We start from the raw sequence: 23,438 nt of genomic DNA, 5'->3' as shown, positions 1-23,438 counted from the left end.
GGGCGGGAGCCCGGTTCTTCGGCATGGCTGCGCCGTAAACGAAGAAACCGCGCGCAGGCGCGGTTGCTTCGGATTCGCGAGGCTCCCCCGGCGCAGGTCGACGCGCGCGCGGGGCCTTGGGGGCTCAGACGTTGAACAGGAAGTTGAGGACGTCGCCGTCCTTCACCACGTATTCCTTGCCTTCCGCCCGCATCTTGCCTGCTTCCTTGGCGCCGGCCTCGCCCTTGTGGGCGATGAAGTCTTCGAAGGCGATGGTCTGGGCGCGGATGAAGCCGCGCTCGAAATCTGTGTGGATGACGCCGGCCGCCTGCGGCGCGGTGTCGCCGATGTGGATGGTCCAGGCGCGCACTTCCTTCACCCCGGCGGTGAAGTAGGTCTGCAGGCCAAGCAGCTTGTAGCCGGCGCGGATCAGGCGGTCCAGGCCAGGCTCTTCCAGACCCATGGACTCCAGGAAATCCTTCTTGTCCGCGTCGTCCAGGTCGGCGATCTCAGCCTCGATGGCGGCGCACAGCGCCACCACCTCGGCGCCCTCCTGGGCAGCGTGGGCGCGCACTGCGTCCAGGTGAGGGTTGTTATCGAAACCGTCTTCGGCGACGTTGGCGGCGTACAGCACCGGTTTCTGGGTGATCAGGCAGAACTGCTTCAGCAGCGCGGTTTCTTCCTTCGCCAGGTCGAGGGCGCGCACCGGCTTGGCTTCGTTCAGCTGGGCGAGGCACTTCTCCAGCACCGCGACCATGGCCTTGGCTTCCTTGTCGCCGGCGGCGGCGGGGCGCTTGTAACGGTTGAGGGCCTTGTCCACCGTGGCGAGGTCGGCCAGCGCGAGTTCGGTGTCGATGACTTCGATGTCGCGGATGGGATCGACGCTGCCGGAAACGTGCACCACGTTGTCGTCGGCGAAGCAGCGCACGACGTGGACGATGGCATCGGTCTCACGGATGTTGGCGAGGAACTGGTTGCCCAGGCCTTCGCCCTTGGAGGCGCCGGCAACCAGGCCGGCGATGTCCACGAACTCGACGATGGCCGGCTGGATCTTCTGCGGCTTGACGATTTCGGACAGCTGGGCGAGGCGTGCATCCGGCACCTCGACGATGCCGACGTTGGGCTCGATGGTGCAGAAGGGATAGTTGGCCGCTTCAATGCCCGCCTTGGTCAGCGCATTGAACAGGGTGGACTTGCCGACGTTGGGCAGGCCGACGATGCCGCATTTCAGGCTCATGGCGTGGATTCGTCCTTGGTTTGGGTCGCGCCTTGCGGCGGCTCCTTCGGTGGTTTCGGAGCCTTGGGTGGCGCGGGCCGGGTGTTGAGACGGGTGGTGGCTGCGTTCCATTCGCCGCGGGCGATCTGCGGCCAGCCGAGCAGGGCGCGGTCTATCGCGCTGTCGATCTCGGCGCGCTCTTCGCGGCGCGGTGGCTTGAGCACGAAGTTCACCACTTCGTTGCGGTCGCCGGGGTGGCCGATGCCGATGCGCAGCCGCCAGTAGTCCGGCGTCGCGCAGTGGGCGGTGATGTCCTTGAGTCCGTTGTGGCCGCCGGCGCCGCCGCCGAACTTGAGGCGCAGCTGGCCGGGCGGGATGTCCAACTCGTCGTGCACGACGAGGATCTCCGCTGGTTCGATGCGGTAGAAGCGCGCCAGCGCGCCCACCGCCTGGCCCGAGCGGTTCATGTAGGTCTGCGGCATCAGCAGCCAGACGCCGGCGTCGCGGGCGTTGGCCACCAGGCCGTGGAAACGGGGCTCGTGGCTGAAGCGCACGCCGAGCTCGTCGGCCAGGCGCTCACAAAGCCAAAACCCGGCGTTGTGCCGGGTTTCGGAATATTCGGTGCCCGGATTGCCGAGGCCGACCACGAGACGCGGGGGGCGCGCAGGCGCTGCGGTCATCGGATGTCGGCCTCCAGCGTGGGTCCGGGCAGGCGGGGGCCTTAGGCCGCTTCGCCTTCTTCAGCCGCGGCAGCACCCTTGGCCTGCTGGGCGCTGGCCACCACCGGATCGCCTTCGCCGTGGTGGGCGAGTTCGACGCCGGCCGGCAGCTTCAGCTGGGAAACGTGCACAGACTGGCCGACTTCCAGCGCAGCCAGGTCGACTTCGATGAATTCCGGCAGCTCGGACGGCAGGCACTTCACGTCCAGTTCGGTGATGACGTGGGCGATGATGGCGCTGCCCAGCTTCACGGCGGGGCTGACTTCGGCATTGACGAAGTGCAGCGGCACCTTCAGGTGCAGCTTCTGGGAGGCGTCCACACGCTGGAAGTCCAGGTGCATGACTTGCTGCTTGTAGGCGTGCCACTGGGTGTCACGCAGCACGACGGTTTCCTTGGCGCCCTCGACGTCCACGGTGAGGATGGAAGCATGGAAGGCTTCCTTCTTCAGCAGGTGGTACAGGTCGTTGTGGTCGAGGTTGATCGCCAGGGCGTCCTTGCCGCCGCCGTAGATGATGCCCGGCAGCTGGCCGGCGCGACGCAGGCGGCGGCTCGCACTCGATCCCTGCGCTTCACGCTTGGTGGCCTTGAATTCGATGGTCATTTGAAACTCCTGGGTTGAAGGTTCCCCGCCCGCGACCAGGCGGAGATGGAAAAACCGCGGCCAGGCCGCGGTTGAAACTTATTCGCTGAACAGCGAGGACACCGATTCCTCGTTGCTGATCCGCAGCATGGTGTCGGCCAGCAGCGAGGCCACCGAAACCTGGCGGATGCGTGGCGAGGCCTTGGCGTCGTCGCGCAGCGGGATGGTGTCGGTCACCACCAGCTCGTCCAGCTCGGATTCGTTGATGCGGGCCACCGCGGCGCCGGACAGCACCGCGTGGGTGCAGTAGGACAGCACGCGCTTGGCGCCGTTGGCCTTCAGCGCGCTGGCGGCCTTGCACAGCGTGCCGGCGGTATCGACGATGTCGTCCATGATCACGCAGGTGCGGCCTTCGACCTCACCGATGATGTTCATGACCTCGGACACGTTGGCCTTGGGGCGGCGCTTGTCGATGATGGCGAGGTCGCATTCCAGCCGCTTGGCGAAGGCGCGGGCACGCACCACGCCGCCGACGTCGGGCGAAACCACCATCAGGCCGTCGTACTTCTGCTTGTCGAGGTCGGCCAGCAGCACCGGGGCCGCATAGACGTTGTCGACCGGGATGTCGAAGAAGCCCTGGATCTGGTCGGCATGCAGGTCCATGGTCAGCACCCGCTGCACGCCCACGGCCTGCAGCATGTTGGCGACGACCTTGGCGGTGATGGGCACGCGGGCCGAACGCGGCCGGCGGTCCTGGCGGGCATAGCCGAAGTAGGGGATGGCGGCGGTGATGCGGCCGGCGGAAGCGCGCTTGAGCGCATCGACCAGGACCAGCAGTTCGACCAGGTTCTCGTTGGTCGGAGCGCAGGTCGGCTGCAGGATGAAGACGTCCTTGCCGCGGACGTTTTCCAGCAGTTCGATATTGACTTCACCGTCGGAGAAACGGCCCACCGTAGCCGATCCGAGGGAAATGCCCAGTCTTCGCACAACATCCGCCGCAAGCTTGGGGTTGGCGTTGCCGGTGAAGACCATCAGGCTGCCGTAGGGCATGACCGAATCTCCGATGCCGATAGAATGAAACCGTCAAAAACGACTCGGGCAGGCTCGTGGCCTGCCCGTCGTATATTGGCTGGGGAGGAAGGATTCGAACCCTCGAATGCCGGAATCAAAATCCGGTGCCTTAACCGACTTGGCGACTCCCCAAGAAACTCTTTCGCTCGATCGACACGTTCGCGTTCTATGCCGCGCTTTCGTACAACGGATGTTTTGCCAGACTTTTGGCTTGCCATGCTTTCCAGGAAGCCGGGCATTCGGAGACGATGCGTTTCGCTTCATCTTCCGAGGCCACTTCGGCGAAAACACAAGCGCCTGAGCCTGTCATCCGGGCCGGAGAAAACTGCTCCAGCCATTCGATCGCTCGTTCTACTTCCGGGTAATGGCTGCAGGCCACAGGCTGCAAATCATTTCGGGTAGAGCTCGCTGCGAAGTCCGCTATTTTGATGGGGTCGGTATTCCGTGTCAACTCTTTCGACGAGAAAATGTCGACGGTCGAAATATGTACTCCGGGGAAGATGACAACGTAGCAAGCCGGCGCCAGCTGGAGAGGCTGGAAATGTTCGCCTACACCTTCGGCAAAGGCGTCGCGACCATAGACGAAGAAGGGTACGTCCGCCCCCAGCGCGAGGCCGATGTCCTGCAGCGCCTGCCGGCTCAGCCGGGTGTTCCATAGCTGGTTGAGGGCGAGCAGGGTGGTGGCCGCGTCGGAGCTGCCGCCGCCCAGGCCGCCGCCCATGGGCAGCACCTTGTGCACCGTGATGTCCGCGCCTAGCCTGCAGCCAGTGGCTTCCTGCAGCCGACGGGCCGCGCGGATGACCAGGTCCTGTTCCGCGGGAACGCCTTCCAGATCGTTGCTGCGGCGTATGAGTCCGTCGGTCCGCAGCGCGAAGTCCAGCGTGTCGCCCCAGTCCAGCATGCGGAAGGCGGTCTGCAGCAGGTGGTAGCCATCGGCGCGGCGGCCGACGACGTGCAGGAACAGGTTGAGCTTGGCGGGGGCGAGGCAGCCGGTCAGGCGCAGCGGGGGGCTCGCGGGGTTCAGGGTGTGGGCGTCCATCGGTCGATGAAGAGCCGCAGGCGGGTGTCGCCGCGGCTGATGTCCATGAGGCGGGGGGGCGCGTCGGCGCCGGTGCCGGCGTATTCGAGGTAGGCGATGCGCCAGCCGGCGTCGATGACCAGGGTAGGGCGGCCGCCGCCGTCGGTTTCGCGGATGTCCGCTTCGCGCCGCGGGGCGGCTTGCACCCATTGGGCGAGGCGAGCGACGGGAACTTCCACACCCAGCAGTTCCGGCAGCAGACTGTCAGCGCTGCGGGCGTGGTAGCGGCGACCGTCGGCGGTCACCAGCTCGGCGCCGTTGACGCCCTGCTCCAGTTGCGCGGCGATCTGGCCCAGGGGGTTGAGCAGCGTCCAGCTGTCCCGCGTTGGGGAGTGCAGCCATTCCAGGCGGCCGCTGGCGGCGCGCTCGGCGTCGCTGGCGGAGAGCCGTCCTTCGAGTTCGAAAGTGCTGGCGAGCTGGCGTTGCTGGGCCGCGCTGGTCTGGCGGATCTGGGATGACAGCGGAGTGCAGGCGCCCAGCAGCAAGCTCACCGCGGTGGCGGCGAGCAGGAGGCGATGCGGACACTTCATGGCTTGCGCAGACGCTGTACGGTGTCGCGCAGCACGGTGTTGTCCGGATGCGCGGCCAGGGCTTCGTCGAACACCCGGTTGGCGTCGGCCTGGCGGTTCAGCGACCACAGCACTTCGCCGAGGTGAGCGGCGATCTCAGGGTCGGAGCGCAGGCCGTAGGCCTGTTCCAGCACGGCGATGGCGCCGCTGTTGTCGCCGCGGCGGAAGCGCACCCAGCCCAGGCTGTCGAGGATGAAGGGGTCCTGCGGCGCGAGCTCCACTGCGCGGGCGATCAACTGTTCGGCCTCTTCCAGGCGCAGGCCGCGGTCGGCCAGCGAGTAGCCCAGCGCGTTGTAGGCGTGGGCGTGCTCCGGCTCCAGCGCGATCAGCTTGCGCAGGCGGGTCTCCATCGCGTCCACCCGGTCCAGGCGCTCGGCCAGCATGGCGGATTCATAGAGCAGGTCGGTGTCGTCCGGGGCCTTGAGCAGGGCGGCCTCCAGCAGGTCGAAAGCCTGCTGGGGCTGTCCGGCGTCGCGCAGCAGCTGGGCTTCGGCCAGCAGGTAGCGGCGCTTGACCTCGGCATCACCCGGCTGGTTCTGCAGGTGGGCGCGGGCTTCGGCCAGCCGGCCGCCATTGGCGAGGGCGATGGCGATGCGGATCTGGGCGTCGCCATACTGCCGACTGGGTTCGGGGATGGCGCGGTACCACTTCAGCGCGCCTTCGGTGTCCTTGCGGCGCTCGGCGATCTGGCCGAGGTGCAGGCGGATGGCGTCCGGGTCCGGATGGTTGGCGGCCAGGGCGCGCTCGAACAGGCTGGCGGCGTTGTCGTTGTCTTCCAGCTGGAAGGACAGCAGGCCGACGGCGAACAACAGTTCAGGGTCGTTCGGGGCAGCCTCCAGGAGCTTGTTGAACTCGGCGCGGGCGTTCTCGAAGTCACGCAGGGAAACCAGCAGGCGGGCGTGGGCCAGGCGCAGGTTGTTGCTTTCCGGGTGGCGGGCCAGTTGGCTGGCCAGCAGGGCGGAGGCGTCGCGCTCGGCGCCAGCCTGCTGCATCAGCTGGGCCTTGAAGATCACGGCAGGCTCCCAGTCGGGCCGCAGCTGCAGGGCGGTGTCGATGGCGGCCAGGGCGCTCATCGGGTCTTCGGCGACGATGCTGGCCTGGGCGCGGGCGAAATGGGCTTCCGGATGATCGAGGTAAGGCTCGGTGAGGCGCAGGACCATGCTGCGCACGGTTTCCTTATTCTCCATGCGGGACAGTGCGCGGTTGAGCCCCATCAGATTCTGTGGGAGAGCATCCGGCGACTGGGCGAGCACGCGGGCGAGCTGGATCTGGACGTCCTCGACGCGGCCTTCGCTGCTGGAGACGACGCCGGCGAGCACCCGCCGGGCTTCTTCCGAGCCGGGGTCGGACTCCGCCCACAGCTTGGCGGCGCGGGAGGCGGCGGCGAGGTTGCGCGAGAACAGCGCAATCTCGGTGGCGCGGCGGGCGATGCGCGGGTCGTGCGTATGCTGGGCGAGCTCGAGGTAGAGCTGGGTGGACAGGCCGATCTGGCCGCGGGCGCCGGCGATTTCCGCCAGCAGGAAGTTGTACAGCACGCCAGCGGTGAGTTCCTGCGTGGGCAATGTGCTGGGAGCAGGAGCAGTCTCGTCTGCGGCGGCGAGGGCGCCCAGCGGCAGGCTGAGGGCGATGGCGGCGCCCAGGCGGCGCAGACGGCGGGAAAGCGGGAAGGTCTTGGAGGTCATGTAGGCGGTCCGGCGGACTCCGGTGGCGGGGGCAGTGCGGCGAAAGAGTCCGGGAAGGCCCGGAAGGAAGCGCGCCGGCGCTGTGGTCGATTTGAGGGCTGTTCTAGAATTCGGTTCGCCTCATGTTAGGCACTTTGGCCGTGTGCCGGCAAGCGATGGGTTCCCCGCATCGCGTCCGCCCGCGCCGCCCCTGGAGAGAGCGTTTTCGCCATGCCCGAATTGCCCGAAGTCGAAACCACCCGCCGCGGTGTGGAGCCCCATGTGGAAGGCCGCTTGCTGACCGCGGTGCTGGTGCGCAACCCGCGCCTGCGCCAGCCGGTGCCGGCGGATCTGGCGGCGCTGCTTGGTGGCCGCCGCCTGCTGTCGGTGTCCCGGCGTGCGAAGTATCTGCTGTTCGCTTTCGACCATGGCTCGCTGATCGTGCATCTGGGCATGTCCGGCAGCCTGCGGGTGGTGGAGGCCGGGGAGCCGGCGGGCGTGCATGACCATGTGGACCTGGTGTTCGGCGAGCGCGCGCTGCGACTGCGCGACCCTCGCCGGTTCGGCATGGTGGTGTGGCAGCCGGGCGAGGCGGCAGCCCATCCGCTGCTGGCGCGGCTGGGGCCGGAGCCGCTGGACGAGGCCTTCAACGGCGCCTGGCTGTACCAGGTGAGCCGCGGCCTGCGGGCGCCGATCAAGCATGTGCTGATGGACGGTCACAAGGTAGTGGGCGTCGGCAACATCTACGCCTCGGAGAGCCTCTTCCGCGCCCGCATCCACCCGCTGGAGCAGGCGGGTCGCATCGGTCTGTCGCGTTGCGAGCGGCTGGCGGAGGCGGTAAAGGAGACGCTGCAGGCTGCGATCGCGGCCGGCGGCAGCACCCTGCGTGACTTCGTCGGCGGCGACGGCCAGCCGGGCTACTTCCAGCAGCAGTACTTCGCCTATGGCCGGGATGGGCAGGCGTGCCGGGTCTGCGGCGGTGAGATCAGTCGGGTGGTGAGCGGGCAGCGCGCCACCTACTTCTGCCCGGCCTGCCAACGGCGCTGATTCCAGCGCCGGCGCGGGCATGGCTGGCGGTCACGAAGGGCGCTATGCTGTCGGTGTTTTTCCTGCGCGGGCGTAAGTCACATGGTCGAGCAAAACGGCAAGCTGATGGAAGAGTTCTCCGCCTATGGGCGGTGGCGCGGCGCTGTGGCGGACGAAGTCGGCAGGCTGCGCGCCTGGCTTTCGCGCAACGAGGTCGGCGATGCCCAGGCCGATCTGCGCCTGCAGTACGTGCTGGAGCGCCTGCGGGACGACAAGTTGTCGGTTGCCTTCATCGCCGAGTTCTCTCGCGGCAAGTCGGAGCTGATCAACGCCATCTTCTTCTCCGACTATGGCGATCGCATCCTGCCTTCCAGCGCAGGCCGCACCACCATGTGTCCCACGGAGCTGCAGTGGTCCGCCGGCGCAACGCCGGAGCTGCGCCTGCTGCCCATCGCCAGCCGGGCGCTGCAGACGCCGGTCGGCGAGCTGAAGCGTTTCCCGGAGGAATGGGTGGTGACGCCGCTGAAGGCCGATTCCGCCGCCGAGCTGCAGGCGGCGCTGGCCCGTGTCGGCGAGACGCTGCGGGTGCCGGCGGAAGAGGCGCGCCGACTGGGCTTCGACATCGACCCCGCCGGCGAGCAGGGGCTGGCGCCGGAGGCGGACGGCCTGGTGGAGATTCCCAGCTGGCGCCATGCGGTGATCCAGTTTCCGCACCCGCTGCTGGAGCAGGGGCTGGTGGTGCTGGACACGCCGGGTCTGAACGCCATCGGTGCAGAGCCGGAGCTGACCCTGTCCATGCTGCCGAATGCGCATGCGGTGCTGTTCATCCTGGCAGCGGACACCGGCGTTACGCAGAGCGATCTGGCGGTGTGGCGGGAGTATGTGCAGGGCGGGCAGGAGCGGAAGAAGGGCCGGCTCGTCGTGCTCAACAAGATCGATGGCCTGTGGGACGGGCTGCGGGAAGAGGCGCAGATCGAGGCGGAGATCTCCCGCCAGGTGGAGAGCGTGGCCTCGACGCTGGGCGTGGGCGAGGACCGGGTATTCCCGGTGTCCGCGCAGAAGGGCCTGGTCGCCCGGGTGAATGGCGACGCCGGACTGCTAGCCCGCAGCCGCCTGCCGGCGCTGGAGCGGGCGCTGGCGGATGACCTGCTGCCGACGCGGCAGGAAATCGTCGGCGAAAGCACCCTGGGCGAGACCGACGAACTGGTGCGCCAGACCCGTGGCCTGCTGGAAGCGCGCCTGGCCGGGCTGCGCGAGCAACTGCAGGAACTGACCGACCTGCGCGGCAAGAACCAGAGCGTCATCGAGTACATGATGCGCAAGATACGCGCGGAGAAGGACGAGTTCGAGCAGGGCCTGCAGAAGTACTACGCGGTGCGGTCGGTATTCTCCAACCTCACTAACAACCTGCTCGCGAATCTCGGCATGGATGCCTTGCGCGACGAGACCCGTCGCACCCGGGAGGCGATGCTGGAGGCGAGCTTCACCCGCGGGCTGAAGGAGGCGATGGAGGGCTTCTTCAGCCACCTGAGGGGCAATCTGCGCCGTTCCACCACCGAGATTTCCGAGATCACCAGCATGCTGGACGCGATGTACAAGCGCTTCAGCGTCGAGCATGGGCTGACCCTCCACCCGCCGGAGCCCTTCTCCACTCTGCGCTACGAGCGCGAGTTGGATCGGCTGGAGAAGGCCTTCAACCGGCAGATCAACACGGCACTCATCCTGGTTACCACCGAGAAGCACACGTTGACGCAGAAGTTCTTCGAAACAGTGGCGCTGCAGGCGCGCCGCACCTTCGAGATTGCCAACCGCGACGTCGAACAGTGGCTGCGGGCGGTGATGTCGCCCCTCGAAACCCAGGTGAGGGAATACCAGATCCAGCTCAAGCGCCGGCTGGAGAGCGTGAAGCGTATCCATCAGGCCACCGATACGCTGGAGGAGCGGGTGGAAGAACTGCAGCAGCAGGAACTCGCGCTGCTCGGGTTGGTGAGCGAACTGGCCGGCCTGGACGAAGCCATACGCCGGGCGCTGGGGTTGGCCTGTCCCACGGTGGCGGCGCAGGCGGGCGAGGTCATACAGGCTGCCTGACAGACTGCCTGAGGCCAGGGGCGGGGGCAAAAGACAACGGGGCGAGCCATTGGCTCGCCCCGTTGTCTTTCCGGTGAAGCGCTCGTCCGGACTCAGGCCTGAACGCCGGTCAGCTTGACGTACTTCTCCATCAGCTGTTCCTTGGACTCGACGTGGTCCGGGTTCAGGGGAATACAGTCGACCGGGCACACCTGCTGGCACTGTGGCTCATCGAAGTGGCCTACGCATTCGGTGCACTTGTTGGCATCGATCTGGTAGATCTCGTCGCCTTGGGAGATGGCCCCGTTGGGGCACTCCGGTTCGCAGACGTCGCAGTTGATGCACTCGTCGGTAATCATCAGAGACATGTTTGTCGCTTCCTTCCTATCGCTTAGAACTCACTTTCTGTTGCAGCCGGGCCAGTACGGCCGGCTGCACGAACTTGCTGACGTCGCCGCCTAGCCGGGCAATTTCCCGCACCATGGTCGCCGAGATGAACATGTGCTCCTCCGACGGCGTGAGGAATACGGTTTCGACGTCCGGAAACAGCTTGCGGTTCATTCCCGCCATCTGGAATTCGTATTCGAAATCGGATACCGCGCGCAGGCCGCGCAGTATCAGGCGCGCATTCTGGGACCGGAGGAAGTCCATCAGCAAGCTATTGAAGCCGAGCACCTGCACATTCGGGAAGGGCGTAAGCACTTCCCTGGCGATCTCCACTCGCTCGGCAAGCGTGAAGATCGGATTCTTCCCGGCACTTTCGGCCACTGCCACGATGACCCGGTCGAACAGCAGCGCGGAGCGCCGGACGAGGTCCTCGTGGCCGCGCGTGAACGGGTCGAACGTACCGGGATAGACCGCCACCCCTTCCTTCATTCCTGGTTCCCCTGCAAGAGATGGAAGTGAACCTGTCCGGCGTGGCCCTGCTTGATCGTTTGCCACCCTGCCAGGCGAGTCACCGGGGCTTCCGCTTCTGCGTAGAGCCAGCCGTCCGGTTGCAGAACCCGCTCCAGCAGCGGCTCCACGCGCTCGAGCCAGCCCTGCTTGTAGGGGGGGTCGAGGAACACCACATCGAACTTTCGCGAGGCGGACTGGAGGAATCTTACCGCATCGCCGCGGACGATCTCCACCCGTCCGGCGTGCAGGGCCTTGGCGTTGGCCGTCAGTGCCGCGTGCGCCTTGGGATCGCGCTCCACCATGACGACGCTGGCTGCCCCGCGGGAGGCGGATTCGAAGCCGAGGATGCCGCTGCCGGCGAAGAGGTCCAGGCAGTGCAGGCCCTCCAGTTCCTGGCCCAGCCAGTTGAATAGCGTCTCGCGCACCCGGTCGGGTGTGGGGCGCAGGCCGGTAACGTGGGCGACGTCGATCAGGCGGGAGCGCCAGGCGCCACCGACGATGCGGACGCGGCTCACCGCAGGCCGCCTGGGGTAGTGTCGCTGGCCGCCGGAGTGGCTTGCGAATCCGCCGGCGGAGTGGCCTGACGGTCGCCGTCGCCACCGACGATGACCGCCACCCGGTGCATTGGCTCCAGCCGACGGCGGTAGGCATCGCGGATCTGTTCCGCGCTCACCTCCGCCACATGGCGCGGATAGCTGTCCAGCCAGTCCAGCGGCAGGCGGTAGAAGCCGATCACCGCCACATAGCCCAGGATCTTGCGGTTGGAGTCCAGCCGCAGGCCGAAACCGTTGATGATGTTGTCCTTGGCAGCGCGCAGCTCGGCGGCGGTGGGGCCGTCGGCGATGAAATCGGCCAGGGTCTGGTCGACCACCTGCAGGGCGTCGTCCACCTGGCTGCCACGGGTCTGCAGGCCGATCTGGAAGGGGCCGGCAACCTGCTGCGGCATGAAGTGGCTGGAGACGCTGTAGGCATAGCCGCGTTTCTCGCGCACTTCCCTGGTCAGGCGGGAGACGAAGCCGCCGCCGCCCAGCACGTAGTTGCCGACCAGCAGCGGGTAGTAGTCCGGGTCTTCCCGCGACAGCACCGGCTGGCCGATCAGCACGTGCGCCTGGGCGGACGGATTCGGGATGCGCAGCACGCCGGCCTCCGGCTGGCTCGGCGGGGCCAGTGGCGGTGCTGGTTCGCCGGCGGGCAGCGCTTCGGTGAGGCTGACGGCGATGCGCTCGGCGGTCTGGCGGTCTACATCGCCGACGATGGCGATGGAGGCGTTGCGGGCGACGTAGTGGCGGCCGTGGTAGGCGAGCAGATCCGCCCGGCTGATGGCGGCCAGCGACTCGAGGCTGGTGCTGAGGCCGTACGGGTGGCTGCCGTAGATGGACTGGGCGAACTGTTTGGCGGCGATGGGGCCGGGCCGCGTCAGTGCTTCCTTCAGGCCGGCGATGCCGCGGGCCCGCTCGCGTTCCAGCACCTCCGCCGGGAAGCGCGGGCGGGCGAGCAGTTCGGCGGCCAGGGCGACGCCGGCGTCACGTTCCCGCGCGGAGGAGAGGGTGCGCAGGCTGAGGCTGCTGCGGTCGGCCTCCACGCCGCCGCCGATGGCGATGCCGAGATCGGCGCTGCGGTCGGAGATGGCCTGTTCGTCCAACTCGCCGGCGCCGGCGTCCAGCAGGCCGCGAGTCAGCGAGGCGGTGCCGGCCTTGTCCGCCGGGTCGACGGCGCTGCCGCCGGCAAAGTCGATCTGGATGTCGATCAGCGGCAGTGCATGGCTTTCGACGAAATAGACGCGGGCGCCGGTCGGCGCGGTCCAGTGCTGGATGGCGGGCGAAGCCGCGGCCGGCAGCGCGGCGGCCAGCGTGGCGGTGGCTAGCGCGGCGGCCAGCGCCCGGGCGGCATGGAGGCGGAAAACGAGAAGGATCTTCATGTCAGTGCCGGGGCGTGAAAGGGCTGCGGGGGCGAGGAGCGTCTGCCGGCTGGGGTTGCAGCCGGGCGATGGTGAGATCGGCATCGTCGAAGTAGCGGAGGGCGACTTCGCGCACCTCGTCGGCAGTGACGCGGCGCAGGCCGTCCAGCAGGGTTTCCTCGTCGCGCCAGGAGAGGCCTGAGGATTCCAGGTAGCCGATCTCCACCGCCTGTCCCATCAGCGAGTCGCGCTTGTAAACCTGGGCGGCGACGGCCTGGGTCTTGACCCTCGCCAGTTCTTCCTCGCTGACGCCCTCGTCGCGTATGCGCTGCAGTTCTGCCCGCAGCGCGGCTTCCAGTTCGGCCTCGGTCCTGCCGGGGGCGGGGGTGCCGTCCAGCCGGAACAGCGAGGGGCCACGGCCGCCGCCGTCGTAGCTGGCGCCGGCGGAGACGGCGACACGCTGGTCGCGCACCAGGCGGCGGTTGAGGCGGGCGCCATCGTAGCCGTCGAGGATGGCGGCGAGCACTTCCAGCGCGTAGGGCTCGCGATCCTTCACCGGGTCCTGCAGCGAGGGCACATGCCAGGCGAGGCTGAAGTAGGGCAGTTCGGCCGGCGCCTTGACCGTGGTGGCGCGCGGGCCGCGCTGCTCTGGCTCGCCGGAGATGCGCCGCTCCGGCAGCGGGCGGGCGGGGATGGTGCCGTAGTGCTTGCGCGCGTCGCGGAACACCGCTTCGTGATCCACGTCGCCGACCACGACCAGGTAGGCGTTGTTGGGCGCGTACCAACGTTGGTACCAGGTGCGGGCGTCGGCCACGGTCATGCTCTGCAGGTCGGTCATCCAGCCGATCACCGGGCGGCGGTAGGGATGGGCCTGGAAGGAGGTGGCCATCAGCTGCTCGTAGACCAGGGCGCGCGGCTGGTCGTCGGTGCGCAGGCGGCGCTCCTCCTTCACCACCTCGATCTCGCGCTTGAACTCGTCTTCGGTCAGCACCAGGTTGCGCATGCGGTCGGCCTCCAGCGCCATCATCGCACCCAGGTGGGCGGGCGGAACCTGCTGGAAGTAGGCGGTGTAGTCCTTGCCGGTGAAGGCGTTGTCCTGGCCGCCGACGGCGGCGACCCGCTTGTTGAATTCGCCCGGGCCCACCTTCCTGGTGCCCTTGAACATCATGTGTTCCAGCACATGGGCGACGCCGGATATGCCGTCCTCCTCATCCATCGCGCCGCTGCGGTACCAGACCATGTGCACCACCGAGGGCGCGCGGCGGTCTTCCTTGACGATTACCTTCATGCCGTTGGGCAGCTGCGTCTCGAAGGGATTGGCGCGGGCCGGGCCGGCGAGCAGCAAGGCTGCGGCCAGGCCTGCTGTGAGCAGGGGGAGGGAGAGTGGGGGGCGAACCATGGGCGTGTCCTGCATCTGGTAGAATTTCCGCCGCTTCGCGCCGTGCGGCGGTCAATCCGCCGGCTAGGCGGGGAGCGCATCTTAGCCTTATTTGATCCTGTCGGGCCGGCTGGCGGCCATGCCATCCGGCTTCCGCCGAACGACCCCCTCAGACCCGAGCGCCCATGTTTGGTTTCTTCAAGAAGTCCGGCAAGACGCCGGCTGCGGACGAGCAGCAGGCCGACCCGGCCGAGCGCCCCGCAGATGCCGTCGATGCCGGCACACTGCCGCCGGCGGTGGAGCCGCAGCCGCCCGCGGCAGTGGAGCCGGCTCCGGTTCCCATCCTCGAAACCGCCGCGCGTCCGTCCTGGGGCGAGCGCCTCAAGGCCGGCCTGGCCCGCACCCGGCAGCAACTGGGCGGCGGCCTCGCCAGCCTGTTCGGCCGGCGCAAGATCGACGAAGACCTGCTCGAAGAGCTGGAGAGTACGCTGCTGATGGCCGACTGCGGTGTCGAGGCCACCGAGTTCCTGCTCGACGAGTTGCGCACCCGCTGGAAGCGCGACCGCCTGGAAACCGCCGACCAGTTGCAGGAAGCGCTGGCCGACGCGCTGCACGGCATCATCGCGCCGCTGGAGCAGCCACTGGACGTCAGCCCGCACACGCCTTTCATCATCATGATCGCCGGCGTGAACGGCTCCGGCAAAACCACCTCCATCGGCAAGCTGGCCAAGTATTTCCAGGCCCAGGGCAAGAGCGTGCTGCTGGCCGCCGGCGACACCTTCCGTGCCGCTGCCCGCGAGCAGCTGATGACCTGGGGCGAGCGCAACAAGGTCACCGTGATCGCGCAGGAAAGCGGCGATGCGGCGGCGGTGATTTTCGATGCCATCAACGCCGCCCGCGCCCGCGGCATCGACGTGGTGCTGGCCGATACTGCCGGGCGCCTGCCGACCCAGCTCCACCTGATGGAAGAGATCGCCAAGGTCCGCCGGGTGATCGCCAAGGCGGCGCCGGACGGCCCGCATGAGGTGCTGCTGGTGCTGGACGCCAACATCGGCCAGAACGCGCTGGCGCAGGTGAAGGCCTTCGACGCCGCCATCGGCGTCACCGGCCTGGTGGTGACCAAGCTGGATGGCACCGCCAAGGGCGGGGTGTTGGCCGCCATCGCCCGCCAGTGCCCGAAGCCCTTGCGCTTCATCGGCGTGGGCGAAGGCATAGACGACCTGCAGCCCTTCCATGCGCGCGAGTTCGTGGATGCGCTGTTCGAACCTTTGCCGGGAGCTGGCGGCCGCGCATGATCGTCTTCGATAACGTCGCCAAGCGATACCCCGGCGGCTACACCGCGCTGGCCGGCGTTAGCTTCGAGGTCCGCCATGGCGAGCTGGTGGTGCTCTCCGGCCACTCCGGCGCCGGCAAGAGCACGCTGCTGAAGCTGATTCCCGCCATCGAGCGGCCCACCGCCGGCACGGTGCTGATCAACGGCCAGGATGTCTCCCGCCTGCCGCGCCGCGCGGTGCCCTACCTGCGCCGCAACCTCGGCCTGATGCTGCAGGAGAGCAAGCTGCTGACCGACCGCAGCGTGTTCGAGAACGTGATGCTGCCGCTGGTGATCACCGGCCATCCGCCTGGTGACGCGGCCAAGCGGGTGGCAGCGGCGCTGGAGCGCGTCGGCCTCGGCGGGCGTGGCCGCGAGATGCCGCTGGGCCTGTCCGGCGGCGAGCAGCAGCGGGTGGCGATCGCCCGCGCCATCGTCAACCGCCCCTCTATATTGATTGCCGACGAGCCCACCGCCCACCTGGACCCGGCCTACGCCGACGAGATCGCCGCCTTGTTCAAGTCCTTCAACAGCGCCGGCGTCACCGTGCTGGTTTCCACCCACGATGCCAATCTGTTCGCGGCCAACAAGCCGCGCCGGCTGGTGCTGGCCAAGGGCCTGCTGACGGAGGGGGCGTGATGGTCGCCATCCCGTTCCCGATCAGCGCCGCGCCTGCCGGGCCGCGGGAGGCCGCGCCGTGAGCAACTGGCTCTACCTGCACGCCCGCGCCATCGCCGATGCCTTCCGCCGCCTGGCAGGGCAGCCGCTGGGCACCCTGCTGTCGGCGATGGTGGTCGGCATTGCGCTGTCGCTGCCGGCGGGCGGCTATCTGCTGCTGGACAATGTGGCGACGCTGGCGCGCGGCGTGTCCGGCACGCCGGAGATCAGCCTCTTCCTCGCCAACGATGCCGGTCAGGCCGACGTGGCGGCGGTCGAGCGCCGCCTCAAGGGCAATGCGGAGCTAGGCAGTTTCCGCTTCGTTTCCCGTGACGACGCCCTGCATCAGCTGGAGCGCAGCGGCCTGGGCGACGTGCTCGGCGGCCTCACCGCCAATCCGCTGCCGGATGCCTTCATCGTCGCGCCGCGCAGCGAAGATCCGGCGGTGTTCGAGCGGCTGGCGACCGAGATGCGTGGCTGGCCCAAGGTGGCGCATGTGCAGTTGGACTCCGCCTGGGTTAAGCGCCTGCACGCGTTATTGGGGCTGGGCCGATCGGCGGTGCTGATGCTGGCCGGGCTGCTGGGCTTCGCGCTGGTCATCGTCACCTTCAACACCATCCGCCTGCAGATCCTGACGCAGCGGGCGGAGATCGAGGTGAGCCGCCTGCTGGGTGCCACCGACCCCTTCATCCGCCGTCCCTTCTACTGGTTCGGCATTCTCCAGGGCGCGCTTGGCGGCCTGGTGGCGTTGGGTACGGTGTGGCTAGGCGTGCGGGCGCTGGCGGGGCCGGTGACGGCGCTGGCCGAAACCTATGGCGCGGTGTTCGCGCTGGCCGGGCCGGGGCCGCACGAGGCAGTGGCCATCCTGGCTTTCGCAGCGCTGCTGGGCTGGCTGGGCGCGGCAGTTTCGGTACGGCGGCATCTGGCCGGCGACTGAGGCGGGGGCGGGGATGGAATGTCCGCCCCCGAGCGCCCCGCCGCGGACACGCTTGCTGCTGAAACGTCTACTACGCTAATAGGTCACACGGCCTGTTCGCCGGAGCCGGCCGATAACCGGAAACAATCAGGACGATCCTGATAATCAATTAGAGCAATTCGTGGCGCGGGCATAAACTGCATCCCATGAAGTCTGCAACACGTCGTTCCATCAACATAACGGAGATTCGAGATGTCCTTGATCAACACCGAAATCAAGCCTTTCAGCGCGACCGCCTACCACAATGGCAAGTTCGTCGACCTGTCCGACGCTGATGTGAAGGGCAAGTGGGCCGTGTTCTTCTTCTACCCGGCCGACTTCACCTTCGTGTGCCCGACCGAGCTGGGCGACCTGGCTGACAACTACGCTGAATTCCAGAAGCTGGGCGTGGAGATCTACGGCGTGTCCACCGACACCCACTTCACCCACAAGGCCTGGCACGACACCTCCGACACGATCCGCAAGATCCAGTACCCGCTGATCGGCGACCCGCTGTGGACCCTGTCCAAGAACTTCGAAGTGCTGCGCGAGAACCAGGGCCTGGCCAACCGTGGCACCTTCATCGTCGATCCGAGCGGCATCGTCCAGGCTGTCGAAGTGACCGCCGAAGGCATCGGCCGCGACGCCCAGGAACTGCTGCGCAAGGTGAAGGCTGCCCAGTACGTGGCTTCTCACCCGGGCGAAGTCTGCCCCGCCAAGTGGAAGGAAGGCGAAGCCACCCTGGCTCCCTCGCTGGACCTCGTCGGCAAGATCTAAGCCGCTGCTGCCCTCCCGGGCTACCCGCCCGGGAAGCAGAATCAACAGCCGGCCCCGAGCCGGCTGTGCTTTATGTACGCCGCTACCGCGGGTACTGCATTCATCACGGATGGAATCATCATGCTGGACGCCAACATCAAGACCCAACTGAAAGCCTACCTGGAGAAGGTCACGCAGCCGATCGAGATCGTTGCGTCGCTGGACGCTGGCGACAAGTCTCGTGAAATGCAGGGCCTGTTGAAGGACCTCGCCGAGCTTTCCGACAAGATCACGGTGACCGAGTCCCGCGACGACGACCAGCGCAAGCCCTCGTTCTCCCTGAACCGCAAGGGCGGCGACCTCGGCGTGCGCTTCGCCGGCCTGCCCATGGGCCATGAATTCACCTCGCTGATCCTGGCCCTGCTGCAGGTGGGTGGCCACCCGCCCAAGGCCGAGGCCGACGTCATCGAGCAGATCCGCAACCTCGAAGGCAGGTTCGAGTTCGAGACCTACATCTCGCTGTCCTGCCACAACTGCCCGGAAGTGGTGCAGGCGCTGAACCTCATGGCGGTGATCAATCCCAACATCCGCCACACCATGATCGATGGCGCGCTGTTCCAGGGCGAGGTCGAGCAGCGCCAGATCATGGCGGTGCCCACCGTGTTCCTTAATGGCGAGCACTTCGGCCAGGGCCGCATGGAGCTGGGCGAGATCCTCGCCAAGATCGACACCGGCGCGAGCAAGCGCGCGGCGGAAAAGATGGCTGCCAAGGAAGCCTTCGATGTGCTCGTCGTCGGCGGTGGCCCGGCCGGCGCGGCGGCGGCAATCTACGCCGCGCGCAAGGGCATCCGCACCGGCATCGTCGCCGAGCGCTTCGGCGGCCAGGTGATGGATACGCTGGGCATCGAGAACTTCATCTCGGTGAACTACACCGAAGGCCCCAAGCTGGTCGCCAGCCTGGAAGAGCATGTGAAGCAGTACGAAGTGGACGTGATGAACCTGCAGCGTGTCGCCGCCATCGTGCCGGGTGACCTGGCCGAGGTGAAGCTGGAGAACGGCGCCGCGCTGAAGGCGAAGACGGTGATCCTGGCGACCGGTGCGCGCTGGCGCGAGATGAACGTGCCCGGCGAGAAGGAATACCGCGGCAAGGGCGTGGCTTACTGCCCGCACTGCGATGGCCCGCTGTTCAAGGGCAAGCGCGTGGCAGTGGTGGGCGGCGGCAACTCCGGCGTCGAGGCCGCGATCGACCTTGCCGGCGTGGTTGCCCATGTGACCCTGCTCGAGTTCGCCGACAAGCTGCGGGCGGACGCGGTGCTGCAGAAGAAGCTCTTCAGCCTGCCCAACGTCACCGTGCTGACCAACGCGCAGACCACGGAAGTGACCGGCTCCGACAAAGTGAACGGCCTGGTCTATAAAGACCGCGTGTCGGGCGAGAGCAAGCGCATCGACCTGGAAGGCATCTTCGTCCAGATCGGCCTGCTGCCCAACACCGATTTCCTGAAGGGCACGGTGGAGCTGTCGAAGTTCGGCGAGATCGTGGTCGATGCCAAGGGCCAGACTTCGGTGCCGGGCGTGTTCGCCGCTGGCGATTGCACCACGGTGCCGTACAAGCAGATCATCATCGCCATGGGCGAGGGCGCGAAGGCTTCGTTGAGCGCCTTCGATCATCTGATCCGCACTTCGGTCGAGGCCTGAGCTTCTGACCACCGGGCCTGAAGACGGGCCCACGAAAAGCCAGCGTAGCCCCAACCACAACAGAGAGTCGCCCCGCCCAGTGCGGGGCTCTTTTTTTGTGCGGCGGGATGTTCGCGGCTGGGCGCAGGAAGCGGTGAGGGAAGGCGTTCGGCTGGCCGGCCCCGCTTGCCTGGGGCTCAGGCAGCCCGGCCGGGAGCCGCCGCCGGTTCAGTCGCCTCGCCGCAGCGAGTACCAGAGGCCGGTGGCGACCGGAATGCCCAGTCCGATCCAGGCGGCGACGTCGCCCAGTCCGTCCGACACCAGCCCCGCAACCAACCCGCCGGCCGTCAGCAAAGCTAGCACCGAAGGCCATGCCCAGATGCGCATCATGGCTTCGCCTCCTGGCCGCCGCGGCGCCACCACAGGTAGAAGCCGCTGCCGAGCACGACGATGGTGATGAGGTCCAGCACCGCCCACAGCACCTTCAGTGGCAGCGCGCCATAGTCGCCGAAGTGCAGCGGCTCGGAGAGTTGCAGCACGGTGACGTACCAGGGTCGGCCGCTGGCTTCCAGCACCTCGCCGTTGTCAGCATCCACCAGCAGCGCCTGGGTCAGCCGGGCGGTGAGCGGAGTGTCGCCGCTCAGCAGTACCGCGTGGTGGGTGGGCGTGCTGCGCAGGGTGCCGGGGAAGGCGATCATGCCGACCTTCATGCCCGGCGCGGCCAGCAATGCACGCTCCATCGCCCGCTGCACGCTGCCGTCGGCGGCCGCTCCGCCGGCGGCATCCGCCGCCAGCACGGTGTGGGTCGCACCCGCTTGCAGCGCAGCCACTTGCTCGGCCTGCCAGGCTTTGAAGATGAGTTCCGCCCAGGTGTTCACCACGCCGGTGAAGCCCACCACCAGCGCCCACACCACGGTGACGATGCCCAGCAGGTTGTGCAGGTCCAGCCAGCGGGTGCGGGTGGCGCGCTGGCGCCGTACCGTGCCGAAGTCCAGCTTGCGCATGAAGGGCGCGTACAGCACCACGCCGGAGACGATGGCGATCACCAGTAGCAGCCCCATGGCGCCGAGGAAGAGCTTGCCCGGCAGGCCGGCGTACATGTCCACATGCAGCCGGTACATCACGCTCATGAAGCCCGAGTCGAACTGCGGCTCGCCCAGCACTTCGGCGGTACGGGCATCGACCAGCACCAGGCGGGAGGCGCTCTCGTCGGTATCCACCCGGGTGTCGAGCTTGACGTACCACTGGTTCGGGTCGTCCTCCTCGGCGAAGAAGTAGAGCGGCACCAGGCCGGGGTAGTGGGCGACGGCAGCCTGCGCCACCGCGTCCAGGCTTGCCCGCGGCGTGCCAGCCGGCATTTCCGGCGCGTGGATGCCGTCGCCGGCCAGGTGATCGATCTCATGCGAGAAGATCAGCGGCAGGCCGGTCACACAGAGTAACAACATGAAAAGCGTGCAGATGAGGCTGGACCACTTGTGGATCCAGCCCCACCGCCGCATCGCAGCGGCCGTCATCAGAAGTCGACAGTGGCGCTGAGCACGAAGGTGCGCGGCGCGCCCTGCACCAGGTAGTTGGCGCCGGGATAGCCGCCGGTGGAGGCCCAGTACGCCTTGTTGGTGACGTTGTCCACGCGGGCGCGCAAGGTGACCACCTGGCCGCCCAGGGTGGTCAGGTAGCGGGCGCCGAGGTCGTAACGTGTCCAGGACGGGATCTTCAGCGTGTTGTCCGCGCTGGCGTACTGGGACGAGGTATGGATGACGCGGGCGTTGAGCGACAAGCCGGATATACCAGGAATGTCCCACTCGGCTCCCAGGTTCAATTGGGTAGCAGGCACGCCGACCGCGTGTTTGCCGTCGTACTGACCCTTGTCGGTCTTGGTCTGCTCCGAGTAAATGAAGGTGGCACCGCCGAGCACCCGCACGCCGCTGACCGGCTCGCCATAAGCGGTGAGTTCCAGGCCTCGGTTGAGCTGCTCGCCTGCCTCCTTGAACTCGCCGTCTTTATCTGCGCCGAAGGGGCGAGCCGTCTGGAATAGCGATATGGCGCCACCCAGCTTGCCGCCGTCGTACTTCAGACCCACTTCACCTTGTTTCGAGCGGTAGGGCGGAAGCTGGCGGCCGGGTGTCGCGCTGGAGGTGCCGGCCTGAGGTCCTTTCTGCAGGCCTTCGATGTAGTTTGCATAGGCGGAAAACTGCGGATTCAGCTTGTACACCGCGCCGACCATGGGCAGAACCTTGCTCTTTTCGAAAGTGCTCGTGCGGGCTCCAGTGGCGGAGCTGTAGGCCTTGGTCTGGATGGTCTGATGGCGGACGCCCAGAGTTAGAAGCAGTGAGTCGTTCAGAAAGCCCAGGGTGTCGGCAATGGAGACGCCGCTGGTGATGGTCCGGTCGGTGGTGCGGGGCGACGACATATCCATGGTGATGGGGACGATTGGCTTGGGGGAGTCGACCGGATGGTAAAGATCACTGGGCAAGGAGCCTCCGGAGGCGAAGGCATTGCTGAGATCCAGGCTGAAATGGGAGGCCGAGGCTGCCCAGGTGTGTGAGACCTCGCCGGTTCTTGCGGTGCCCCGCATGCCGAACTCACCCGTGTGGGCGATCTCTTTACGGACGTTATCGAAACGGGACGCCGTAGTATTGCCGTTGGCGGTGGCCCGGGGGTTCGCCAGCGAGTTTTCTTCCCGGCCTTCACGCATGCCGGCGGCCAGCCAGGCAGTCACACTGCTCGATAGGTCGAACTCGGCGCGGAAGGTGCCGAAGGTCTGGCGTTCTTCAGAGTAGGTCCAGGGCTGGGCGTAGTTGTCCTCGGCATCAGGCACGCGGGGAATGCCGCCGTTGGGCGTGACGCTGGGGCGGGGATCATCCAGGCGCTGGTACTGGTGGCCGACGTCTGCGGAGAGGCGGAAGTCGTTGCCGCGGTAGTCGATACCGATGGAGAACATATCCAGTTCCCGGCTTTCCTTGTGCACGCCTGTGTCGCCGTCGCGCTTGGCGGCGTTGAGGCGCACGCCCAGCCGGTTTTCCGGGCCGAAGCGGCGGGCGATGTCAGTCGAGACGTAAGCCTGGCCGCCGCTTTCGACACCGACGGTGACCTGGGTCAGCGGGTCGTTGGGCGCGCGCTTGGGCAGCAGATTGATCGCGCCGCCGACGCCGCTGTTACCGGGGGCCGCGCCGTTGAGGAAGGTGTTGGCGCCACGGAAGACTTCCACCCGCTCGACGAATTCGGTGGCCACGTACTGGCGCGGCAGCACGCCATAGAGACCGTTGTACATCATGTCATCGGAGTAAACGGGGAAGCCGCGGATCACGTACAGCTCCTGGAAGTTGCCGAAGCCCCGGGCTGCGCGGACCGAGGGATCGTTGAGCAGCACGTCGCCAACGCTTCTCGCCTGCTGGTCCTGGATCAGCTCGGCGGTGTAGGCGGTGGTGTTGAAGGGCGTTTCCATGATGTCGCGGTTGCCCAGCAGGCCGATGCGGCCGCCGCGCGCGACTTGGTTGCCGGCGAAATTGGGTGGCAAGCCGGCGGCGGAGGCGTCGGCGCTGGCGTTCACCGTGACGGTGGCGAGTTCGGTAGCGCCGTTGCTGGCGCTGGGCGCGCTTTCAACGGTGAAGGTGCGCTCATCCCGGGCCTGCAGGCGCAGGCCGCTGCCGGCGAGCAGGCGTTCCAGCGCTTCGCGTGGGGTGTAGTCGCCGCGCAGCGCCGGTGCGCGGCGACCGGCGGTGATGTTGGAGGCGAAGAAGACCTGCACGCCGGCGCGGCGGGCGGCTTCGTTCAGGGCGCGGTCCAGCGGCTCGGCTGCCTGGTCGAAACGGACGGAGGCGGTTTGCGCGTGGGCGGCGCAGGCGAGCAGCACGCCTGCGGCCAGCGTGGACAGGCGCAGGGCGGCGCGGGGCAGGAGAGAGGAGGAGCGAGCCACGGGTTTTCCTTGAAAGTGAGGACTTCAAG

22 protein-coding genes and 1 tRNA gene are annotated in these 23,438 nt (G+C 67.4%); 7 read left to right on the top strand and 16 right to left on the bottom strand.

Translation table 11 applies throughout. The features are described from left to right. Window positions 1–124 precede the first annotated feature (124 nt). The 8 genes from ychF to GRF61_RS09755 all read right to left on the bottom strand — a co-directional run bounded on the left by ychF (window position 125) and on the right by GRF61_RS09755 (window position 6,895). Entirely contained in the window at window positions 125–1,216 is a 1,092-nt protein-coding gene (gene ychF, locus GRF61_RS09790; protein WP_169150473.1) for a redox-regulated ATPase YchF, read from the bottom strand. Then, window positions 1,213–1,875 carry an aminoacyl-tRNA hydrolase gene (pth, locus tag GRF61_RS09785; protein ID WP_169150472.1) on the bottom strand — a complete coding sequence of 221 codons (663 nt, stop codon included), beginning with the start codon at window positions 1,873–1,875 and terminating at the stop codon, window positions 1,213–1,215. Before pth ends, ychF begins: the two co-directional genes overlap by 4 nt. Window positions 1,876–1,916: 41 nt before the next feature. Next, on the bottom strand, window positions 1,917–2,516 hold the full coding sequence (locus GRF61_RS09780) for a 50S ribosomal protein L25/general stress protein Ctc (protein WP_169150471.1): 600 nt from the start codon (window positions 2,514–2,516) through the stop codon (window positions 1,917–1,919). A gap of 78 nt (window positions 2,517–2,594) precedes the next feature. Next, window positions 2,595–3,545 carry a ribose-phosphate pyrophosphokinase gene (locus GRF61_RS09775; protein WP_133589411.1) on the bottom strand — a complete coding sequence of 317 codons (951 nt, stop codon included), beginning with the start codon at window positions 3,543–3,545 and terminating at the stop codon, window positions 2,595–2,597. A gap of 76 nt (window positions 3,546–3,621) precedes the next feature. Continuing rightward, window positions 3,622–3,698, bottom strand: a tRNA-Gln gene (locus GRF61_RS09770). 34 nt (window positions 3,699–3,732) lie between these two features. Then, the gene (ispE, locus tag GRF61_RS09765; RefSeq protein ID WP_169150470.1) at window positions 3,733–4,605 is read right to left on the bottom strand and encodes a 4-(cytidine 5'-diphospho)-2-C-methyl-D-erythritol kinase; all 873 of its coding nucleotides are present in this window, start codon (window positions 4,603–4,605) and stop codon (window positions 3,733–3,735) included. Next, on the bottom strand, window positions 4,587–5,174 hold the full coding sequence (gene lolB / locus GRF61_RS09760; protein WP_169150469.1) for a lipoprotein insertase outer membrane protein LolB: 588 nt from the start codon (window positions 5,172–5,174) through the stop codon (window positions 4,587–4,589). The genes ispE and lolB overlap by 19 nt, the downstream gene beginning before the upstream one ends. Next, on the bottom strand, window positions 5,171–6,895 hold the full coding sequence (locus GRF61_RS09755) for a tetratricopeptide repeat protein (protein WP_169150468.1): 1,725 nt from the start codon (window positions 6,893–6,895) through the stop codon (window positions 5,171–5,173). Before GRF61_RS09755 ends, lolB begins: the two co-directional genes overlap by 4 nt. A 210-nt stretch (window positions 6,896–7,105) precedes the next feature. Here GRF61_RS09755 and mutM point away from each other — a divergent pair, with 210 nt between their 5' ends. Together mutM and GRF61_RS09745 are read left to right on the top strand one after the other, a co-directional pair. Beyond that, window positions 7,106–7,921 carry a bifunctional DNA-formamidopyrimidine glycosylase/DNA-(apurinic or apyrimidinic site) lyase gene (gene mutM, locus GRF61_RS09750; RefSeq protein ID WP_169150467.1) on the top strand — a complete coding sequence of 272 codons (816 nt, stop codon included), beginning with the start codon at window positions 7,106–7,108 and terminating at the stop codon, window positions 7,919–7,921. Window positions 7,922–8,002: 81 nt separating this feature from the next. Then, on the top strand, window positions 8,003–9,988 hold the full coding sequence (locus tag GRF61_RS09745; RefSeq protein ID WP_169150466.1) for a dynamin family protein: 1,986 nt from the start codon (window positions 8,003–8,005) through the stop codon (window positions 9,986–9,988). A 92-nt stretch (window positions 9,989–10,080) separates the two neighbouring features. Here the strand turns inward: GRF61_RS09745 and GRF61_RS09740 are convergent, their stop codons facing one another. The 5 genes from GRF61_RS09740 to GRF61_RS09720 are packed head-to-tail and all read right to left on the bottom strand — an operon-like array spanning window position 10,081 to window position 14,160. Beyond that, entirely contained in the window at window positions 10,081–10,335 is a 255-nt protein-coding gene (locus GRF61_RS09740) for a YfhL family 4Fe-4S dicluster ferredoxin (RefSeq protein WP_169150465.1), read from the bottom strand. A 16-nt stretch (window positions 10,336–10,351) separates the two neighbouring features. After that, window positions 10,352–10,843: a pantetheine-phosphate adenylyltransferase gene (coaD, locus tag GRF61_RS09735; protein ID WP_133589425.1), complete on the bottom strand. Its 492-nt coding sequence runs from the start codon at window positions 10,841–10,843 to the stop codon at window positions 10,352–10,354. Beyond that, the gene (rsmD, locus tag GRF61_RS09730; RefSeq protein ID WP_169150464.1) at window positions 10,840–11,379 is read right to left on the bottom strand and encodes a 16S rRNA (guanine(966)-N(2))-methyltransferase RsmD; all 540 of its coding nucleotides are present in this window, start codon (window positions 11,377–11,379) and stop codon (window positions 10,840–10,842) included. The genes coaD and rsmD overlap by 4 nt, the downstream gene beginning before the upstream one ends. Then, the gene (locus GRF61_RS09725; RefSeq protein ID WP_169150463.1) at window positions 11,376–12,782 is read right to left on the bottom strand and encodes a pitrilysin family protein; all 1,407 of its coding nucleotides are present in this window, start codon (window positions 12,780–12,782) and stop codon (window positions 11,376–11,378) included. The genes rsmD and GRF61_RS09725 overlap by 4 nt, the downstream gene beginning before the upstream one ends. 1 nt (window position 12,783) lies before the next feature. After that, window positions 12,784–14,160, bottom strand: a complete 1,377-nt coding sequence (locus GRF61_RS09720; RefSeq protein ID WP_248281179.1) for a pitrilysin family protein — start codon at window positions 14,158–14,160, stop codon at window positions 12,784–12,786. Between the two features lie 164 nt (window positions 14,161–14,324). On the opposite strand from GRF61_RS09720, the gene ftsY reads away from it, so the two are divergent. The 5 genes from ftsY to ahpF all read left to right on the top strand — a co-directional run bounded on the left by ftsY (window position 14,325) and on the right by ahpF (window position 19,514). Next, window positions 14,325–15,434 carry a signal recognition particle-docking protein FtsY gene (gene ftsY, locus GRF61_RS09715; protein WP_169150461.1) on the top strand — a complete coding sequence of 370 codons (1,110 nt, stop codon included), beginning with the start codon at window positions 14,325–14,327 and terminating at the stop codon, window positions 15,432–15,434. After that, window positions 15,431–16,090: an ATP-binding cassette domain-containing protein gene (locus tag GRF61_RS09710; RefSeq protein WP_169150460.1), complete on the top strand. Its 660-nt coding sequence runs from the start codon at window positions 15,431–15,433 to the stop codon at window positions 16,088–16,090. Before ftsY ends, GRF61_RS09710 begins: the two co-directional genes overlap by 4 nt. A 58-nt stretch (window positions 16,091–16,148) precedes the next feature. Then, window positions 16,149–17,045 carry a permease-like cell division protein FtsX gene (ftsX, locus tag GRF61_RS09705; RefSeq protein ID WP_169150459.1) on the top strand — a complete coding sequence of 299 codons (897 nt, stop codon included), beginning with the start codon at window positions 16,149–16,151 and terminating at the stop codon, window positions 17,043–17,045. A gap of 231 nt (window positions 17,046–17,276) precedes the next feature. Further along, window positions 17,277–17,840, top strand: coding sequence for an alkyl hydroperoxide reductase subunit C (gene ahpC, locus GRF61_RS09700; RefSeq protein ID WP_169150458.1), 564 nt, complete (start codon window positions 17,277–17,279; stop codon window positions 17,838–17,840). Between the two features lie 120 nt (window positions 17,841–17,960). After that, window positions 17,961–19,514: an alkyl hydroperoxide reductase subunit F gene (gene ahpF / locus GRF61_RS09695; RefSeq protein WP_169150457.1), complete on the top strand. Its 1,554-nt coding sequence runs from the start codon at window positions 17,961–17,963 to the stop codon at window positions 19,512–19,514. A 207-nt stretch (window positions 19,515–19,721) separates the two neighbouring features. Here the strand turns inward: ahpF and GRF61_RS09690 are convergent, their stop codons facing one another. The 3 genes from GRF61_RS09690 to GRF61_RS09680 are packed head-to-tail and all read right to left on the bottom strand — an operon-like array spanning window position 19,722 to window position 23,409. After that, window positions 19,722–19,883 carry a hypothetical protein gene (locus tag GRF61_RS09690; RefSeq protein ID WP_169150456.1) on the bottom strand — a complete coding sequence of 54 codons (162 nt, stop codon included), beginning with the start codon at window positions 19,881–19,883 and terminating at the stop codon, window positions 19,722–19,724. Then, entirely contained in the window at window positions 19,880–20,992 is a 1,113-nt protein-coding gene (locus GRF61_RS09685) for a PepSY-associated TM helix domain-containing protein (RefSeq protein WP_282447170.1), read from the bottom strand. Before GRF61_RS09685 ends, GRF61_RS09690 begins: the two co-directional genes overlap by 4 nt. A 14-nt stretch (window positions 20,993–21,006) precedes the next feature. After that, complete coding sequence (locus GRF61_RS09680) at window positions 21,007–23,409, bottom strand: TonB-dependent receptor (protein ID WP_211165862.1); 2,403 nt, start codon at window positions 23,407–23,409, stop codon at window positions 21,007–21,009. Between the last annotated feature and the right edge of the window lie 29 nt (window positions 23,410–23,438).

The organism is Azoarcus sp. TTM-91 (genome assembly GCF_012911025.1).
Classification (GTDB): Bacteria; Pseudomonadota; Gammaproteobacteria; order Burkholderiales; family Rhodocyclaceae; genus Azoarcus.
This window is presented reverse-complemented; position numbering and strand designations above follow the sequence as displayed.

Coding starts and splice junctions, on each gene's coding strand:
- ychF (WP_169150473.1), bottom strand. CDS start 1,216: ATGAGCCTGAAATGCGGCATCGTCGGCCTGCCCAACGTCGGCAAGTCC.
- pth (WP_169150472.1), bottom strand. CDS start 1,875: ATGACCGCAGCGCCTGCGCGCCCCCCGCGTCTCGTGGTCGGCCTCGGC.
- GRF61_RS09780 (WP_169150471.1), bottom strand. CDS start 2,516: ATGACCATCGAATTCAAGGCCACCAAGCGTGAAGCGCAGGGATCGAGT.
- GRF61_RS09775 (WP_133589411.1), bottom strand. CDS start 3,545: ATGCCCTACGGCAGCCTGATGGTCTTCACCGGCAACGCCAACCCCAAG.
- ispE (WP_169150470.1), bottom strand. CDS start 4,605: ATGGACGCCCACACCCTGAACCCCGCGAGCCCCCCGCTGCGCCTGACC.
- lolB (WP_169150469.1), bottom strand. CDS start 5,174: ATGAAGTGTCCGCATCGCCTCCTGCTCGCCGCCACCGCGGTGAGCTTG.
- GRF61_RS09755 (WP_169150468.1), bottom strand. CDS start 6,895: ATGACCTCCAAGACCTTCCCGCTTTCCCGCCGTCTGCGCCGCCTGGGC.
- mutM (WP_169150467.1), top strand. CDS start 7,106: ATGCCCGAATTGCCCGAAGTCGAAACCACCCGCCGCGGTGTGGAGCCC.
- GRF61_RS09745 (WP_169150466.1), top strand. CDS start 8,003: ATGGTCGAGCAAAACGGCAAGCTGATGGAAGAGTTCTCCGCCTATGGG.
- GRF61_RS09740 (WP_169150465.1), bottom strand. CDS start 10,335: ATGTCTCTGATGATTACCGACGAGTGCATCAACTGCGACGTCTGCGAA.
- coaD (WP_133589425.1), bottom strand. CDS start 10,843: ATGAAGGAAGGGGTGGCGGTCTATCCCGGTACGTTCGACCCGTTCACG.
- GRF61_RS09725 (WP_169150463.1), bottom strand. CDS start 12,782: ATGAAGATCCTTCTCGTTTTCCGCCTCCATGCCGCCCGGGCGCTGGCC.
- GRF61_RS09720 (WP_248281179.1), bottom strand. CDS start 14,160: ATGGTTCGCCCCCCACTCTCCCTCCCCCTGCTCACAGCAGGCCTGGCC.
- ftsY (WP_169150461.1), top strand. CDS start 14,325: ATGTTTGGTTTCTTCAAGAAGTCCGGCAAGACGCCGGCTGCGGACGAG.
- GRF61_RS09710 (WP_169150460.1), top strand. CDS start 15,431: ATGATCGTCTTCGATAACGTCGCCAAGCGATACCCCGGCGGCTACACC.
- ahpC (WP_169150458.1), top strand. CDS start 17,277: ATGTCCTTGATCAACACCGAAATCAAGCCTTTCAGCGCGACCGCCTAC.
- ahpF (WP_169150457.1), top strand. CDS start 17,961: ATGCTGGACGCCAACATCAAGACCCAACTGAAAGCCTACCTGGAGAAG.
- GRF61_RS09690 (WP_169150456.1), bottom strand. CDS start 19,883: ATGATGCGCATCTGGGCATGGCCTTCGGTGCTAGCTTTGCTGACGGCC.
- GRF61_RS09685 (WP_282447170.1), bottom strand. CDS start 20,992: ATGCGGCGGTGGGGCTGGATCCACAAGTGGTCCAGCCTCATCTGCACG.